16 protein-coding genes are annotated in these 15465 nt (G+C 67.6%); 13 read left to right on the top strand and 3 right to left on the bottom strand.

Annotation, left to right across the window (positions count from 1 at the left end; translation table 11 throughout):
- Positions 1 to 12: 12 nt before the first annotated feature.
- The 3 genes from NR101_RS11820 (at position 13) to NR101_RS11810 (ending at position 2413) form a co-directional block, all read left to right on the top strand.
- On the top strand, positions 13 to 330 hold the full coding sequence (locus NR101_RS11820; RefSeq protein ID WP_256775275.1) for a DUF4156 domain-containing protein: 318 nt from the start codon (positions 13 to 15) through the stop codon (positions 328 to 330).
- Positions 331 to 444: 114 nt separating this feature from the next.
- Positions 445 to 1461 (top strand): 3-oxoacyl-ACP synthase III, encoded by a 1017-nt coding sequence (locus NR101_RS11815; RefSeq protein ID WP_038691210.1) that lies wholly within the window; start codon positions 445 to 447, stop codon positions 1459 to 1461.
- A gap of 61 nt (positions 1462 to 1522) precedes the next feature.
- Positions 1523 to 2413, top strand: a complete 891-nt coding sequence (locus tag NR101_RS11810; RefSeq protein WP_256775274.1) for an alpha/beta fold hydrolase — start codon at positions 1523 to 1525, stop codon at positions 2411 to 2413.
- A 137-nt stretch (positions 2414 to 2550) separates the two neighbouring features.
- Here the strand turns inward: NR101_RS11810 and NR101_RS11805 are convergent, their stop codons facing one another.
- Positions 2551 to 2976, bottom strand: coding sequence for a YkgJ family cysteine cluster protein (locus tag NR101_RS11805; protein ID WP_137191336.1), 426 nt, complete (start codon positions 2974 to 2976; stop codon positions 2551 to 2553).
- 103 nt (positions 2977 to 3079) lie between these two features.
- Here NR101_RS11805 and oleC point away from each other — a divergent pair, with 103 nt between their 5' ends.
- From oleC to NR101_RS11790, 3 genes are all read left to right on the top strand, one after another.
- Complete coding sequence (gene oleC, locus NR101_RS11800) at positions 3080 to 4735, top strand: olefin beta-lactone synthetase (protein WP_256775273.1); 1656 nt, start codon at positions 3080 to 3082, stop codon at positions 4733 to 4735.
- Positions 4732 to 5742 (top strand): 2-alkyl-3-oxoalkanoate reductase, encoded by a 1011-nt coding sequence (gene oleD, locus NR101_RS11795; RefSeq protein WP_256775272.1) that lies wholly within the window; start codon positions 4732 to 4734, stop codon positions 5740 to 5742. Before oleC ends, oleD begins: the two co-directional genes overlap by 4 nt.
- A gap of 61 nt (positions 5743 to 5803) precedes the next feature.
- The gene (locus NR101_RS11790) at positions 5804 to 5959 is read left to right on the top strand and encodes a DUF1328 domain-containing protein (RefSeq protein WP_038691201.1); all 156 of its coding nucleotides are present in this window, start codon (positions 5804 to 5806) and stop codon (positions 5957 to 5959) included.
- 98 nt (positions 5960 to 6057) lie between these two features.
- On the opposite strand, the gene ddlA is transcribed toward NR101_RS11790, so the two are convergent.
- Positions 6058 to 7158 carry a D-alanine--D-alanine ligase gene (gene ddlA, locus NR101_RS11785; protein WP_256775271.1) on the bottom strand — a complete coding sequence of 367 codons (1101 nt, stop codon included), beginning with the start codon at positions 7156 to 7158 and terminating at the stop codon, positions 6058 to 6060.
- Positions 7159 to 7302: 144 nt separating this feature from the next.
- Here ddlA and NR101_RS11780 point away from each other — a divergent pair, with 144 nt between their 5' ends.
- Genes NR101_RS11780 through NR101_RS11765 form a run of 4 tightly spaced genes read left to right on the top strand, consistent with a single transcriptional unit; the run spans position 7303 to position 10972 of the window.
- Positions 7303 to 7944 (top strand): SCP2 sterol-binding domain-containing protein, encoded by a 642-nt coding sequence (locus tag NR101_RS11780; protein ID WP_256775270.1) that lies wholly within the window; start codon positions 7303 to 7305, stop codon positions 7942 to 7944.
- Complete coding sequence (ubiB, locus tag NR101_RS11775) at positions 7941 to 9599, top strand: ubiquinone biosynthesis regulatory protein kinase UbiB (protein WP_256775269.1); 1659 nt, start codon at positions 7941 to 7943, stop codon at positions 9597 to 9599. The genes NR101_RS11780 and ubiB overlap by 4 nt, the downstream gene beginning before the upstream one ends.
- A 1-nt stretch (position 9600) precedes the next feature.
- The gene (locus tag NR101_RS11770; protein WP_137191330.1) at positions 9601 to 10185 is read left to right on the top strand and encodes a class I SAM-dependent methyltransferase; all 585 of its coding nucleotides are present in this window, start codon (positions 9601 to 9603) and stop codon (positions 10183 to 10185) included.
- Between the two features lie 46 nt (positions 10186 to 10231).
- Positions 10232 to 10972 carry a pseudouridine synthase gene (locus NR101_RS11765; protein ID WP_256775268.1) on the top strand — a complete coding sequence of 247 codons (741 nt, stop codon included), beginning with the start codon at positions 10232 to 10234 and terminating at the stop codon, positions 10970 to 10972.
- 132 nt (positions 10973 to 11104) lie between these two features.
- Here the strand turns inward: NR101_RS11765 and NR101_RS11760 are convergent, their stop codons facing one another.
- On the bottom strand, positions 11105 to 11665 hold the full coding sequence (locus NR101_RS11760) for a DUF2059 domain-containing protein (protein ID WP_256775267.1): 561 nt from the start codon (positions 11663 to 11665) through the stop codon (positions 11105 to 11107).
- 139 nt (positions 11666 to 11804) lie between these two features.
- Here NR101_RS11760 and arfB point away from each other — a divergent pair, with 139 nt between their 5' ends.
- The 3 genes from arfB (at position 11805) to dcp (ending at position 15151) form a co-directional block, all read left to right on the top strand.
- On the top strand, positions 11805 to 12236 hold the full coding sequence (gene arfB, locus NR101_RS11755) for an alternative ribosome rescue aminoacyl-tRNA hydrolase ArfB (protein ID WP_256775266.1): 432 nt from the start codon (positions 11805 to 11807) through the stop codon (positions 12234 to 12236).
- Positions 12237 to 12282: 46 nt separating this feature from the next.
- Positions 12283 to 12843 (top strand): lysophospholipid acyltransferase family protein, encoded by a 561-nt coding sequence (locus tag NR101_RS11750; RefSeq protein ID WP_236546331.1) that lies wholly within the window; start codon positions 12283 to 12285, stop codon positions 12841 to 12843.
- A 151-nt stretch (positions 12844 to 12994) separates the two neighbouring features.
- Positions 12995 to 15151, top strand: a complete 2157-nt coding sequence (dcp, locus tag NR101_RS11745; protein WP_256775265.1) for a peptidyl-dipeptidase Dcp — start codon at positions 12995 to 12997, stop codon at positions 15149 to 15151.
- Positions 15152 to 15465 lie beyond the last annotated feature (314 nt).

Here is a 15465-nt window from a genome sequence, read left to right as displayed (position 1 = left end):
CAGGTCTCCCACATGCGCGTTCTTCTGCTTTCCCTGCTCACCCTCAGCGCCACCGCCTGCACGTGGGTGCCGATCGAACCGGTAGGCAAGACCGTGCGCGTGCTGCCTCCCGGCCAGGTGCCGAGCGGCTGCCAGAGCAAGGGCGAGGTGGTGGTGACGGTCAAGAGCAAGGTGGCCTTCTACAACCGCAACCCCCTGCGCGTGCAGGAAGAACTGGAAACCCTGGCACGCAATGAAGCCCCCAGCGCCGGGGCCAATGCCGTCCAGGCCAGTGGCCAGCCGGCCGATGGCAGCCAGCGTTTCCTGGCCTTCCAGTGCCCGCCTCGCTGAACCCTTCAGCGCCCGGCCGCGCACCATACGCCCAAGCGTGAATTCGTAAAGGTGCGGTGAAGGCAAGGCCGGCTTACAATAGCGCCCCCTTTGCCTGAGCCTTGGCGCTAACTGATGCTCTTCAAGAATGTCTCTATCGCCGGCCTGGCGCACATCGACGCGCCGCACACGCTGACGTCCAAGGAAATCAACGAACGTCTGCAGCCGACGCTGGATCGTCTGGGCATCCGTACCGACGTGCTCGGCGATATCGCCGGCATCCACGCCCGTCGTCTGTGGGATGCGGACATGCTCGCCTCCGATGCGGCGACCCTGGCCGCCCGCAAGGCGCTGGAAGATGCCGGGATCGGCGCCGACAAGATCGGCCTGCTGGTCAACACCTCGGTCAGCCGCGACTATCTGGAGCCGTCCACCGCCAGCATCGTCTCGGGCAACCTGGGCGTGGGCGATGAGTGCATGACCTTCGACGTCGCCAACGCCTGCCTGGCCTTCATCAATGGCATGGACATCGCTGCGCGCATGCTTGAGCGCGGTGAGATCGACTACGCGCTGATCGTCGATGGCGAAACCGCCAACCTGGTCTACGAGAAGACCCTCGAGCGCATGGCCCTGCCGGGCGTGACCGCCGATGACTTCCGCAACGAGATGGCCGCGCTGACCCTGGGCTGCGGTGCCGCCGCCATGGTGATGGCGCGTACCGAACTGGTGCCCGACGCGCCGCGTTACCGCGGTGGCGTGACCCGCTCGGCCACCGAGTGGAACCAGCTGTGCCGCGGCAACCTGGACCGCATGGTCACCGACACCCGCATGCTGCTGATCGAGGGCATCAAGCTGGCCCAGAAGACGTTCGTGGCTGCACGCGAAGCGCTGGGCTGGGCGGTGGACGAACTGGACCAGTTCGTCATCCACCAGGTGAGCCAGCCGCACACCGCCGCGTTCATCAAGAACTTCGGCATCGACCCGAAGAAGGTCATGACCATCTTCGGCGAGCACGGCAACATCGGTCCGGCCTCGGTGCCGATCGTGCTGAGCAAGCTCAAGGAACTGGGCCGGCTGAAGAAGGGCGATCGCATCGCGCTGCTCGGTATCGGCTCGGGCCTGAACTGCTCGATGGCCGAAGTGGTCTGGTAACAAGACCGCTACGTTGAATCCAAGGGCCGGTACTACCGGCCCTTTTTACAGGTGCGATTGCATGCCCCAGCTTCCCGGTTACCCCGCTCATCCGCACCGCTTCGAGGTGCGCCCCGGCCTGTCGATGAACTATCTCGACGAAGGTCCGCGCGATGGCGAGGTGGTGGTGATGGTCCACGGCAACCCGTCGTGGAGCTATTACTGGCGCACGCTGGTGGCGGGGCTGTCGGACAAGTACCGCTGCATCGTGCCCGACCACATCGGCATGGGCCTGTCGGACAAGCCCGATGACGCGCATTACGACTACACGCTGCAGTCGCGCGTGGACGACCTGGACGTGCTGCTCAAGCACCTGGGCATCACCGGCCCGGTGACCTTGGCCGTGCACGACTGGGGCGGCATGATCGGCTTTGGCTGGGCGCTGTCGCACCACGCGCAGGTCAAGCGCCTGGTGGTGCTCAACACGGCGGCATTCCCGATGCCGGCCGCGAAGAAAATGCCGTGGCAGATCGCGCTGGGCCGTCACTGGACGGTGGGGGAGTGGATCATCCGCACCTTCAACGCGTTCTCCGCCGGTGCCTCGTGGCTGGGCGTGGAGCGCAAGATGCCGGCCGACGTACGCCGCGCATACGTGTCGCCGTACAACAGCTACGCCAACCGCATCAGCACCATCCGCTTCATGCAGGACATCCCCCTGTCGCCGGCCGACAAGGCGTGGTCGTTGCTGGAGCGCTCCGGCAAGACGTTGCCGTCGTACGCCGACCGCCCCGCCTTCATCGGCTGGGGCCTGCGCGACTTCGTGTTCGACCATCACTTCCTGGCAGGCTTCCAGGCCGCGCTGCCGCAGGCCGAGGTGCATGCCTTCGAGGATGCCGGGCATTACGTGCTGGAAGACAAGCACGAGATCCTGGTGCCGAAGATCCGCGCGTTTTTGGACGCAAACCCGATTTGACCGCGGTAACGACCAACGGTCGTCACCTACCCAGCAACCGGTGGGTACCGACGTTTGATCGGGTCGGAACCCACCCGTAGAGCCGACCGTTGGTCGGCTGCCCTTCGCGCCGGGCCATCACCCCCGGACGCACACCCTCACGCCGCGATCGGCGCCTGCGGCGCCGGCGAGCTGCCGTTGTCGTCGGGATGATCATCGTCATTGTCCGCCGCGTCGCGCCAGCGCCAATCGGCCAGGGTCAGGGCCGGCATGCCGTGCGCTACCCGCGCTTTGTCGCACTGCGGGCTGGCCTTGCCGTACTCCCACGAGGCGTCCACTTCGCGGCACACGCTGGGGCGGTTGGGGTGGATGCTGCAGCGCGAATAGACCCCGATCTCCGCATCCAGCGCCACGCAGTAGACCGGCTTGGACAGGGTGCCGCGCATGCACAGCCGGTGCGGGTCCAGCACCTGGGTCAGTTCGTGCGGCACGCCGCCGGGGGTGACCTCGTCCGATTCCATCCAGTGGAACGCCACACGGTACTGGGTGCAGCAGGCGCCGCAGGTGAGGCAGGGATGGGACATGGGGGACCGGCCTTGGGCGGCAATCGAGCAGGAGGGAAGGCCGCGAATTTTCCATGCCGTGGCCGCCCGCGCAAGATTTTTCTGCAGCGGCGACAATGAACGGATGAACGCCGCCACCAACATTGCCGCGCGCCTGCCCGAGCTGGCCCGTGAACGCCCCGACCAGATCGCCATCCGCTGCCCCGGAAAGCCCGGTGCAGGCGGCATGGCCGCCTACGACGTCACCCTCGATTACCGCACCCTCAACGCGCGCAGCGACGCCATGGCCGCCGGCCTGGCTGCCCACGGCATCGGCCGCGGTGTGCGCGCGGTGGTGATGGTGCGGCCCTCGCCGGAGTTCTTCCTGCTGATGTTCGCGTTGTTCAAGAACGGCGCAGTGCCGGTGCTGGTCGACCCCGGTATCGACAAGCGCGCCCTCAAACAGTGCCTGGACGAGGCGCAGCCGCAGGCCTTCATCGGCATCGGCCTGGCCCACGTGGCGCGGCTGGTGCTGCGCTGGTGCCCGGGAGCGAAGACCCTGGTGACCGTCGGCCGGCGTTGGGGCTGGGGCGGCACCACGCTGGCCCGGATCGAGGCCGAGGGCGCGCGCGCGCCGCAGCCGATGGCGTCCACCGAGGGCGACGACGTTGCCGCGATCCTGTTCACCAGTGGCTCCACCGGCGTGCCCAAGGGCGTGGTCTACCGCCACCGGCACTTCGTGGGCCAGGTGGAGCTGCTGCGGTCGGCCTTCGGCATGGAGCCCGGTGGCGTGGACCTGCCGACCTTCCCGCCGTTCGCCTTGTTCGATCCGGCGCTGGGCCTGACCTCGGTGATTCCGGACATGGACCCGACGCGCCCGGCCAAGGCCGACCCGCGCAAGCTGCTCGATGCGATCGCCCGCTTCGGGATCACCCAGCTGTTCGGTTCACCGGCGCTGATGCGGGTGCTGGCCGACCACGGCCAGCCGCTGACGGGCGTGCGCCGGGTGACCTCGGCCGGCGCGCCGGTGCCGCCGGACGTGGTCGCCCGGATCCGCCGTCTGCTGCCGGCCGACGCCGAGTTCTGGACGCCGTACGGCGCCACCGAGTGCCTGCCGGTGGCGGTGATCGAAGGCCGCGAGCTGGAAAGCACCCGCCAGGCCACCGAAGCCGGGGCCGGCACCTGCGTCGGGCGCGTGGTGGCGCCCAACCTGGTGCGCATCATCGCCATCGACGACGCGCCGCTGCCGGACTGGTCGCAGGTGCGTGAGGTGGGCGTGGGCGAGGTCGGCGAAATCACCGTGGCCGGTCCCACCGCGACCGACAGCTACTTCAACCGCCCGCAGGCCACTGCCGCGGCCAAGATCGGCGAAGTGCTCGCCGATGGCAGCGCGCGCGTAGTGCACCGCATGGGCGATGTCGGCTACTTCGATGCGCAGGGTCGGCTGTGGTTCTGCGGTCGCAAGACCCAGCGCCTGGAAACCGCGCAGGGGCCGATGTACACCGAACAGGTCGAACCGGTCTTCAATGCGCTCGACGGCATCGCCCGCACCGCGCTGGTCGGCGTCGGTGCGGCGGGTTGCCAGCGCCCGGTGCTGTGCGTGGAGCTGCAACCCGGCGGTGCCGATACCCCTGCGCTGCGCGAACGCCTGCGTCGCGAGGCCGATGCACACCCGCACACCCCCCGCATCGAACAGTTCCTGATGCATCCCGGCTTCCCGGTGGATATCCGCCACAACGCCAAGATCGGCCGCGAGAAGCTGGCTGTCTGGGCCGCAACCCACGTGGACACGCGCGCATGAAAATCCTGGTGACCGGTGGGGGTGGCTTCCTTGGGCAGGCGCTGTGCCGTGGGCTGGTGCAGCGGGGCCATCAGGTGCTCAGCTTCAACCGCGGCGACTATCCGCCGCTGGCCGCACTGGGCGTGGGCCAGATCCGCGGCGACCTGGCCGATGCCGATGCGGTGCGCCACGCGGTGGCCGGGGTCGATGCCGTGTTCCACAACGGCGCCAAGGCCGGCGCGTGGGGCAGTTATGACAGCTATTTCCAGGCCAACGTGGTCGGCACCGACAACGTGATCGCTGCCTGCCGCGCGCATGGCGTGGGCAAGCTGGTCTACACCTCCACGCCGAGCGTGACCCATCGCGCCACCCACCCGGTGGAAGGCCTGGGCGCCGATGAAGTGCCCTACGGCGAAGACTTCCAGGCGCCGTATGCGGCCACCAAGACCCTTGCCGAGCAGCGCGTGCTGGCCGCCAACGATGCCACCCTGGCCACCGTGGCACTGCGCCCGCGCCTGATCTGGGGGCCGGGCGACCAGCAGCTGGTGCCGCGCCTGGCCGAGCGCGCGCGCGCCGGTCGGCTGCGCTTTGTCGGGGACGGCAGCAATCTGGTCGATACCACCTACATCGACAACGCCGCGCTGGCGCACTTTCTGGCGTTCGAACACCTCGCCCCGGGCGCGGCGTGCGCGGGCAAGGCCTACTTCATCTCCAACGGCGAACCGCTGCCGATGAAGGAGCTGCTCAACAAGCTGCTGGCTGCCGTCGGCGCGCCAGCGGTGCACAAGTCGATCAGCTTCAGGACCGCCTATCGCATCGGCGCGGTGGCCGAGCGGCTGTGGCCGCTGTTGCGCCTGCGCGGCGAACCGCCGATGACCCGATTCCTCGCCGAGCAGCTGTGCACCCCGCATTGGTACAGCATGGCGCCGGCGCGTCGGGACTTCGGCTACGTGCCGCAGGTGAGCATTGACGAAGGCCTCACGAGGCTGAAGTCTTCATCGCGCGCACAGGACGCCATCACTTCCTGAACACCGCGGTTTGGTGAAGATCGCAGCACGCCAATCCGGCACGCATTACGCGAGGATCGACATGCTGCATTACGCCGTTATCTTTTTTGTCATCGCCATCATCGCGGCGGTGCTTGGCTTCTCCGGCATCGCCGGTGCCGCCAGCAACATCGCCTGGATCCTGTTCGTGGTGTTCCTGATCCTGGCGGTGGTGTCGATGTTCCGCAAGCGAGGCTAGTCCGCCGGGCAGCCCGCGCTCCCTCTCTCCGGCGCGGGTTGCCCAGCCATTGCCTTGTGACGGCCCGGCGTGCGAAAGCGCGTCGGGCCGTCGCCGTATCAGGCGGTGATCGAGCTGCGCAGCGCCTGCTCCTGCGCATGCCGTTGCAGGGCCAGGTCCAGCAGGCGGCTGATCAGGGCCGTGTAATCGAGCCCACTGGCCGCCCACAATTTGGGATACATGCTGATCCGAGTGAAACCGGGCAGGGTGTTGATCTCGTTGATGACCACCTCGCCAGCAGGGGTCAGGAACACATCCACCCGCGCCAGACCGGCGCAATCCAGCGCCTGGTAGGCGCGCACCGCGATGTCGCCGATGCGCTGCTGGTCGGCGTCGCTGATGGCCGCCGGCACCACCACGTCCGCACCGGTCTCGCTGATGTATTTGGTGTCATACGAGTAGAACGCGTCGTGCACCACCACCTCGCCGCACACGCTGGCCTCGGGGCGGTCGTTGCCCAGCACCGCGCACTCGATCTCGCGGCCGTCGATGGCCGTTTCCACCAGCGCCTTGTGGTCATAGGACAGCGCCAGCGCGAGGGCCTCATGAAATTCCCGCGCGCTGTCCACCTTGCTCACCCCGACCGACGAGCCCTGGTTGGCCGGTTTGACGAACAGCGGCGAGCCCAGCTGCGCGACCAGCGCGGCGTAATCGGCGTTGGCTGCGCTGGCCCGGTTGAAGCAGGCGAACGGGGCCACCGCCAGGCCGGCGTCGCGCAGCAGGCGCTTGGCTACGTCCTTGTCCATCGCCACCGCCGAGCCGAGCACGCCGGAGCCCACGAACGGCAGGTTGGCCATGCGCAGCAGGCCCTGCAGCGAGCCGTCCTCGCCCAGCGTGCCGTGCACGATCGGGAACACGACATCGATCTGCTCCAGTGCGGTGGCCGGATCGGTCGGCACCAGCTGCTGGCGCGCCACCCCGGGGCGCACGGCCACCGCAATGCCCGAGCGGTTCAGGGCGATCCGCGCCGGGTCATCGGCGTGCAGCAGGAAGGCCTGCGGGTCGCTGACATGCCACTGGCCCTGCTTGTCGATCCCGATCAGGGTGACGTCGAAGCGCGTCTTGTCCAATGCGTCCACGATGTTCCTGGCCGACTGCAGTGATACTTCGTGTTCGGCCGAACGGCCACCGAAAATGATGCCTACCCGGGTCTTGCCCATGCCTGTTGCCGCTCCTGCGCCTGGTGTGTGGGTCCATAGCATGAACCGGTCAGCGGCCTGCAGTGGAACCGGCCTTCATGCTCGCGTCAGCCTCGGCGCACGTACGGCGGTCCGACGCTGCCATGGGCCGAGTAGAATGCAACGATGGCCCGTTCCTTCCTCAGTTCCCTCAAACCGCTGGCCGGCAATGCGCTGCAGCTGGCGCTCAACCGCGCGCTGGCGCTGGACCCGGACACGCGCAGCGCGCTGGGTGCGCTGGATGGCCGGCACATTGCGCTGACCCTGGAATCCCCTTCGCTGGCGATGCGTATCGGAGTCGACGGCGAGCGCCTGACCGTGGGCCCGGTGGATGCGCAGCAGGAGCCGGACCTGGCCGTGCGCAGCACCCTGGGCGGCGTGCTTGCGCAGCTGCCGTTCCTGGCCAATGCGCGGCGCGGCGGTGACGCCCCGGCCGGGCGGGTCAAGGTCTCCGGCGATGCCGAACTGGCCCGGCGCCTGCAGCAGTTGGCCAGCCGTTTCGATCCGGACTGGCAGCAGCCGTTCGTGCGCGTGTTCGGCGAGGTGCTGGGCGTGCAGATCGCCAACAGCCTGCGCTCGGCGCTGCAGCATGCGCGCCGTGGCGCGTCCGACCTGGCGCACAGCGCCGCCGAATATGTCACCGAGGAGTCCCGCGACGTGGTACCGCGAGCAGAACTGGAAGCCTTCCACGACGACGTGGATGTGATGCGCGACGATGTGGAACGCATCGCCGCCCGGGTACAGCGCCTGCGCCAGGTGCGCGCATGAAGGCGATGTTCCGCGCCACCCGCATCGGCCGGGTGATCCTGCGCTACCGCCTGGATGATCTGCTGCAGAACACCCCGCTGGAGCGCTGGCTGCGCCTGGCCAAGCCGTTCGTGCCGCGCGCCTCGGCCGATATCGCCGCGCAGTCGCGCGGTGCCCGGCTGCGCCTGGCGCTGCAGGACCTCGGCCCGATCTTCGTCAAGTTCGGGCAGATCCTGTCCACCCGCCGCGATCTGATCCCGGCCGATGTGGCCAACGAGCTGACCCTGCTGCAGGACCGGGTCAAGCCGTTCGACGGCGCGACCGCCCAGCGCATCGTCGAGCAGGCGCTCGGCCGCCCGGTCAGCGAGGCGTTCGCCAGCTTCGACCTGCAGCCGCTGGCCTCGGCCTCGATCGCCCAGGTCCACGCGGCCACGCTGGCCGATGGTCGCCAAGTGGTGGTCAAGGTGCTGCGCCCGGATATCGAACGGCAGATCGATGCCGACATCGCGCTGCTCACCTCGGCCGCTGCGCTGGTCGAGCGCGCCCATCCGCGCGCCGACAAGATCCGCCCGCGCGAAGTGGTGGCCGAGGTCGAAAACACCCTGGCCGCCGAGCTTGACCTGCAACGCGAAGGCGCCAACGCCAGCGTGCTGCGCCGCAACTGGATGGATTCGGACGACCTGTACGTTCCGGAAGTGATCTGGAGCCACACCGCCGAGCGCGCGCTGACCCTGGAGCGGGTGTGGGGCATTCCGTCGGATGACATCGTCGCGCTGGACAAGGCCGGCATCGACCGCAAGGCGCTGGCGGCCAAGGGCGTGCGGGTGTTCTACACGCAGGTGTTCCGCGACAACTTCTTCCACGCCGATGCGCACGCCGGCAACATCTGGGTCGACCTCGACCCGGCGCGCCGCGACAACCCGCGTTTCATCGCGCTGGACTTCGGCATCATGGGCCAGCTCTCGCAGGAAGATCAGTACTACCTGGCCGAGAACTTCATGGCGATCTTCAACAAGGATTACCGGCGCATGGCCGAACTCCACGTTGAAGCCGGCTGGATGCCGGGCAACGTGCGTATCGACGAGCTGGAAGCGGCGGCGCGTTCGGTGTGCGAACCCTACTTCACCCGGCCGCTGTCGCAGATTTCGCTGGCCGAAGTGCTGATCAAGCTGTTCCGCGTGGCGCAGCGCTATGAACTGACCCTGCAGCCGCAGCTGATCCTGCTGCAGAAGACCCTGCTCAACATCGAAGGCGTCGGCCGCCAGCTCGATCCGGAACTGGACATCTGGGCGGTGGCCCGGCCGGTGCTCGAACGCATCCTGCGCGAGCGTTACAGCCCGCGCCGGGTACTGAAGGAGCTGCGCAAGCGGCTGCCGGAAATCATGACCCACACCCCGGACATGCCGCGCCTGGTACACGCCTGGCTGAAGCAGCAGGTGGAAGGCGGACACGAGCTGTCGATGCGCTCGCAGGACCTGGTCGCGCTCAACACCAACCTGCAGAAGCTGCAGAAGCGCGCGGTCGCCGCGATCGCCGGTGTCGGCCTGCTGATCGTCGCGGCGGTGCTGTACGGCATGCAGCCGGGCGGCTGGTACTTCGGTGATGCACCGGTGTGGAGCTGGGTGAGTGGCGCGGCCGGTCTGTTCTCGTTGGCCAGCGCGTGGTGGCGCCGCTGAGATGACGCTGCAGGCACTGAAGGACGAACTGGCCCGGTTCGGCGCCGACCACGATGCCAGCCATAGCGAGCGTGCCCAGCGCATGCTCAACATCACCCCGGACACCGGCGAGCTGCTGGGTGTGCTGGTGCGTGCCACCGGCGCGCGGCGGGTGCTGGAGATCGGCACCTCCAACGGCTATTCCACGCTGTGGCTGGCCGAGGCCGCTGCGGCTGTCGGCGGGCAGGTCACCACGCTGGAGTACGCCGCCGACAAGATCGCCCTGGCGACGGCCACCTTCGCGCGCAGCGGCCTGGCCGCGCAGATCGACCTTATCCACATCGATGCGGGTGTGTGGCTGGGTGCCGCAGCCGAGGCCAGCATCGACCTGCTGTTCCTGGATTCCGAACGCAGCCAGTACCTGGGCTGGTGGCCGGACCTGCGTCGCGTGCTGCGGCCCGGTGGCTTGCTGGTGGTCGACAACGCCGTCTCGCATGCCGAACAGATGGCGGCCTTCGAGGCGCAGGTACGCCGCGATCCGCAGTTCCATTGCGTGCGGGTGCCGATCGGCAACGGCGAACTGATCGCCGTGCGTGACGTCGCCTGAATCGCCTTTGTTGGCGCTGCCTGCAGTGGGCGGGGATAATCGGTCGGTGAACGACATCGATACCGACACCGCAACCGACCTCGCGCCCGCAGTGGCGCCCCTGCAGTTGCTGCACCTGGACGACCGCCTGGCCGTGGTCAACAAGCCCGCCGGGCTGATGGTCCACGACAGCAAGCTGGCCCGTGGCGAAGACGACTTCCTTGCCGACCGCCTGCGCGACCAGCTCGGCAAGCCGATCTTCCTGGTCCACCGGCTCGACCGCGCCACCAGCGGCTGCCTGCTGCTGGCCTTCGACCGCGAAAGCGCCAGCGTGCTCGGCAAAGCGCTGATGGGCGGCGATGTGACCAAGGATTACCTGGCGATCTGCCGTGGCTGGCCGGCCGAAGAAATCTTCACCGTCGACCATGACCTCGATGGCGGCCCCGGCAAGCCGGTGAAGAAGCAGGCCATCACCCATTTCCAGCGCGTGGCCGTGGGCGAGATCGCCGTGCCGGTGGGCGAGTTCGAGACCTCGCGCTATGCGCTGCTGCGCTGCCAACCGCAGACCGGCCGCTTCCGTCAGATCCGCCGCCACCTCAAGCACCTGTCCCACCACCTGATCGGCGACACCAGCCATGGCGATGGCCGCCACAACCGCAGCTTCCGCATGCAGGGCATCCACCGCATGCTGCTGCACGCCGAACGCCTGCGGTTCCCACACCCCGATGGCACCGCGATGGACGTCAGCGCGCCGGCGCAGGGGGAGTTCCGCAAGGCGATGGATCTGTTCGGCTGGGACGCGGCCTGACCCGCGTAGAGCCGACCGTTGGTCGGCTGCCTTACATGCGGTGCCCGGGATATCTGCAGCCGACCAACGGTCGGCATGCTTTACATGCGGTGCCCGGGATCGTGCAGCCGACCAACGGTCGGCTCTACGGGGTCACTTCTTCGCCGGGGCCGGCTTCTCGTTCATGATTTCCTCCAGGTCCTTCTGCAGGTCCACGAACAGCGGCTGCATCTTTTCCTGGATGGCCACCATCACGTTCTGCATCAGCGCCGGGGTCTTGTCGAGCAGACTCTGTCCGGCCGAGCTCTCGTAGAACTCGGCCATCGCCAGCACGTCTTCCTTGCTGAAGCTCTTCTTGTAGAGGTCCACGTACATCGGCCGCAGCTGCTGCCAGGACAGCGCCTGGCGGATGGTCTGGGTGGTGCGTGCCTCCATGCGCTTCATCTGTTCCTGCTGCTGCGCGTCGAGCTGGCGCTGCTGGGCGACCTGCTGGAACTGCTGGCGCTGCATCGCCTCGATCTGCGGCAGCATGCTGTCCAGCATGGTCTGCGCGCGCGAGGCGGCCAGCAGCCGGTTGATGTCGGCATCGGACGGCGGCGCGGCGATGGCCGAGGCCACGGCGGCAAGGCCCAGGGCGACTACCAGGCCCAGGCGGATCAGGCCACGACGGGGACGGGTCGGGCCGGTAAGGGTCAGCGGACGGATCGAAAGCATGTGCGGAGCATCCTGCGTTGCATGGAGTCCCGAGGATACCCGCCGGGATGTCATCAGGCTGCATTTTGCGGACGTTATCGGCGTCATCGGGGATGTTGGGCTCACCCTCGGCACGCGTCCTGCCTTTACAATGCCGCCCATGGGTACCGGACCAGTCACCGTCAGCGCACATCTGTCGATTCCCGACGCGGAAATCGTCGAGCGTTTCGTGCGCGCCAGTGGCGCCGGCGGGCAGAACGTCAACAAGGTGTCCACCGCGGTGGAACTGCGTTTCGACGTGGCCGGCTCGCCGTCGCTGCCCGAACCGTTGCGCTCGCGCCTGTTGGCCCGGCGCGACCGACGCATGACCGGCGAGGGCGTGCTGGTCATCGATGCCCAGCGTTTCCGCACCCAGGACCGCAACCGCGAGGATGCGCGCGAGCGCCTGGCCGAGTTCATCCAGGCCAGCCTCAGCGTGCCCAAGCCGCGCGTGGCCACCAAGCCGTCGTACGGGGCGAAGCTGCGCCGCCTGGATGAAAAAAAGGGCCGCGCGCAGATCAAGCGCGGCCGCACCACACGCAATTGGGAGTGATTGCTTGAACAACCGAAGTCCGCTGTTGCCGGCCGTTCCGCCCAACATGCCGCAGGTCAAACCCAACCGCTTCCTCCGCTGGCTGGCGCGCTGCACGTTGCGCCTGGGTGGCTGGAAAGTGGTGGGCACCTTCCCGGACGTGCCCAAGCTGGTCTTCATCATCGCCCCGCACTCCTCCAACTGGGACGGGTTCTGGGGCATGGCGGCCAAGATCGCACTGGGCATGCAGGTCAAGGTGCTGGGCAAGGCCTCGTTGTTCTGGTGGCCGCTGTCGCCGCTGCTGCGCGCCCTGGGCGTGATCCCGCTGGACCGCAGCTCGCCGCAGGGCACGGTGGAACAGGCGGTCAGCCTGATCCGCGGCTCCGAGCGCATGTGGTATGCGATCACCCCCGAAGGCACCCGCAAGGCGGTGACGCACTGGAAGGCCGGGTTCCTGAAGATCGCGCGGATGGCCGACGTGCCGGTGCTGGCGGCTTACTTCCATTACCCGGAAAAGACCATCGGGATCGGCCCGCTGTTTTATTCCACCGGCGATGACGCCGCCGACATGGCCGCCATCCGCGACTACTACCGGCCCTGGCAGGGCAAGAACCGCGGCACCGTCTGAGGCCGGACCGGGCCTGGAGACGCCGGGCCCGTTCACGGCGGGCGCCGCACAGCCATGCGCCACGTCCGGCACATGCCGCTTCCGGGCAATCGGAGTAGGGTGATCGGCTGCGGTTTTCCGCAGCCGCATCCCATTCCAAGGAGCCCGTTTCATGTCGCGTACCGTAGTTTTGGCCGCTGCCATCAGCCTGGCGCTGGCGGCTTGTTCCGGCAAGGAGTCCACCCCCGTGACCGATACCCCGACCCCCGCCGCGCAACAGCCGGCCGATGCGTCCACCAATCCCCTGTTGAGCGCCAGCACGCTGCCGTTCCAGGCGCCGCCGTTCGACAAGATCAAGGACAGTGACTACCTGCCGGCCTTCAATGAAGGCATGAAGCAGCACCTGGCCGAAGTCCGCAAGATCGCCGACAACCCCGAACCGGCCACCTTCGACAACACCGTCGAAGCGCTGGAGCGCAGCGGCGAAACCCTGACCCGCGTGTCGCGCATCTTCTTCGGCCTGGTCCAGGCCGATACCAACGAGGCGCGCCAGAAGATCCAGGAAGAGGTCGCCCCGAAGCTGGCCGACCACCAGGACGAGATCAACCTCGACCCGAAGCTGTTCGCCCGCATCAAGAGCGTCTACGACCAGCGCCAGTCGCTGGGCCTGGACCCGGTGCAGCTGCGCCTGGTCGAGCGTGACTACCAGGAATTCGTGCGTGCCGGCGCGCAGTTGAACGATGCCGACAAGGCCTCGCTGCGCAAGCTCAACGTGGAAGAAACCACGCTGGCCACCCAGTTCCACACCCGCCTGGTTGCCGCCACCGCCGCCGGTGCGGTGGTGGTCGATGACAAGGCCAAGCTGGCCGGCCTGGACGAGGATGCGATCAACACCGCCGCCGCCGATGCCAAGGACCGCAAGCTGGACGGCAAGTACGTGCTGCCGCTGCAGAACACCACCCAGCAGCCGGTACTGGCCTCGCTGAGCGACCGCGACCAGCGCGCCGCCGTGCTCAAGGCCTCCGAAACCCGCGCCGAGAAGGGCGATGCCAACGACACCCGGCAGACCGTACAGCGGCTGGCCCAGCTGCGTGCGCAGAAGGCCAAGCTGCTCGGCTTCGACAACTACGCCGCCTACAGCCTGGCCGACCAGATGGCCAAGACCCCGGCCGCCGCGCTCAAGCTGCTGACTGACACCGTGCCGGCAGCCACCGCCAAGGCGCGTGGCGAGATCGGCGAAATGCAGAAAGTGATCGACGCCCAGAAGGGCGGTTTCAAGCTGGCCGCGTCCGACTGGGACTTCTACGCCGAACAGGTGCGCAAGGCGCAGTACGACCTGGACGAGTCGCAGATCAAGCCGTACTTCGAGCTGGACAACGTGCTGCAGAACGGCGTCTTCTACGCCGCCACCCAGCTGTACGGCATCACCTTCAAGCCGCGCACCGATATCCCGACCTACCACGCGGACATGAAGGTCTACGAGGTGTTCGACAAGGACGGCACGTCGCTGGCGCTGTTCTACACCGACTACTTCAAGCGTGACAGCAAGTCCGGTGGCGCCTGGATGGACGTGTTCGTCGAACAGGACGGCCTGACCGGTGCCAAGCCGGTGGTCTACAACGTGTGCAACTTCACCAAGCCCGCCGCCGGCCAGCCCGCGCTGCTCAGCTTCGATGATGTGACCACGATGTTCCATGAGTTCGGCCACGCGCTGCATGGCATGTTCTCCAAGGTGAAGTACCCGTCCATCGCAGGCACCAGCACCTCGCGCGACTTCGTCGAGTTCCCCTCGCAGTTCAACGAGCATTGGGCGCTGGACCCGAAGGTGTTCGCCAACTACGCCAAGAACTACAAGACCGGTGAGCCGATGCCGCAGGCGCTGGTCGACAAGATCCTCAAGGCGCGCACCTTCAACCAGGGCTATGCGACCACCGAGTACCTGTCGGCGGCGCTGCTCGACCTGGCCTGGCACACCCAGCCGGCCGACGCGCCGCTGCAGGACGTGGCCCCGTTCGAAGCGGCGGCGCTGAAGAAGTTCAAGGTCGACCTGCCGCAGGTGCCGCCGCGTTACCGCACCACCTACTTCGACCACATCTGGGGCGGTGGCTATTCGGCCGGTTACTACGCCTACTTCTGGGCCGAGGTGCTGGACCATGATGCTTTCGAGTGGTTCAAGGAGCATGGCGGCCTGACCCCGGAGAACGGGCAGGTGTTCCGCGACAAGATCCTCTCGCGCGGCAACAGCGTGGAACTGGCCGATCTGTACCGCGAGTTCCGCGGCAAGGATCCGTCGGTGGAACCGCTGCTGGTCAACCGCGGGCTGAAGTAAGCGCGCGAACGATAGGGGTTGGTGCCGACCGTGGGTCCGTACACCACCTACCGGCGCAGGCTGAAAACGAAAACGGCAGGGGAAATCCTGCCGTTTTTTTTTGGACGGCGGCTTCGCTGGGGGCTGCCGCGCGCGAGAGGGCCCCGTAGCGGCCGGTAGGCCCCTGGCGCAAATGTCCCCCGGCCTGGCGGCCTCCTCCTTGATTTTGCCCAGGCGCCTACCAGCCGCTACGGGGCTCGGCTTGCGGTAATCAAATAGAAGCCAGGCGTTTTGACGCTGGTCGGTGGGTCGGGCGCTGGGCACCATGCCCTTGG

It is taken from the genome of Stenotrophomonas sp. Ste86, assembly GCF_024519465.1.
Taxonomy (GTDB): domain Bacteria; phylum Pseudomonadota; class Gammaproteobacteria; order Xanthomonadales; family Xanthomonadaceae; genus Stenotrophomonas.
The sequence above is the reverse complement of the archived record's forward strand: the minus strand, read 5'-3'. Positions and strand labels throughout refer to the sequence as shown.

Coding starts and splice junctions, on each gene's coding strand:
- NR101_RS11770 (WP_137191330.1), top strand. CDS start 9,601: ATGACGCTGCAGGCACTGAAGGACGAACTGGCCCGGTTCGGCGCCGAC.
- NR101_RS11790 (WP_038691201.1), top strand. CDS start 5,804: ATGCTGCATTACGCCGTTATCTTTTTTGTCATCGCCATCATCGCGGCG.
- ddlA (WP_256775271.1), bottom strand. CDS start 7,158: ATGGGCAAGACCCGGGTAGGCATCATTTTCGGTGGCCGTTCGGCCGAA.
- NR101_RS11810 (WP_256775274.1), top strand. CDS start 1,523: ATGCCCCAGCTTCCCGGTTACCCCGCTCATCCGCACCGCTTCGAGGTG.
- ubiB (WP_256775269.1), top strand. CDS start 7,941: ATGAAGGCGATGTTCCGCGCCACCCGCATCGGCCGGGTGATCCTGCGC.
- NR101_RS11760 (WP_256775267.1), bottom strand. CDS start 11,665: ATGCTTTCGATCCGTCCGCTGACCCTTACCGGCCCGACCCGTCCCCGT.
- NR101_RS11815 (WP_038691210.1), top strand. CDS start 445: ATGCTCTTCAAGAATGTCTCTATCGCCGGCCTGGCGCACATCGACGCG.
- NR101_RS11805 (WP_137191336.1), bottom strand. CDS start 2,976: ATGTCCCATCCCTGCCTCACCTGCGGCGCCTGCTGCACCCAGTACCGT.
- NR101_RS11780 (WP_256775270.1), top strand. CDS start 7,303: ATGGCCCGTTCCTTCCTCAGTTCCCTCAAACCGCTGGCCGGCAATGCG.
- NR101_RS11750 (WP_236546331.1), top strand. CDS start 12,283: ATGCCGCAGGTCAAACCCAACCGCTTCCTCCGCTGGCTGGCGCGCTGC.
- NR101_RS11820 (WP_256775275.1), top strand. CDS start 13: ATGCGCGTTCTTCTGCTTTCCCTGCTCACCCTCAGCGCCACCGCCTGC.
- arfB (WP_256775266.1), top strand. CDS start 11,805: ATGGGTACCGGACCAGTCACCGTCAGCGCACATCTGTCGATTCCCGAC.
- oleC (WP_256775273.1), top strand. CDS start 3,080: ATGAACGCCGCCACCAACATTGCCGCGCGCCTGCCCGAGCTGGCCCGT.
- dcp (WP_256775265.1), top strand. CDS start 12,995: ATGTCGCGTACCGTAGTTTTGGCCGCTGCCATCAGCCTGGCGCTGGCG.
- oleD (WP_256775272.1), top strand. CDS start 4,732: ATGAAAATCCTGGTGACCGGTGGGGGTGGCTTCCTTGGGCAGGCGCTG.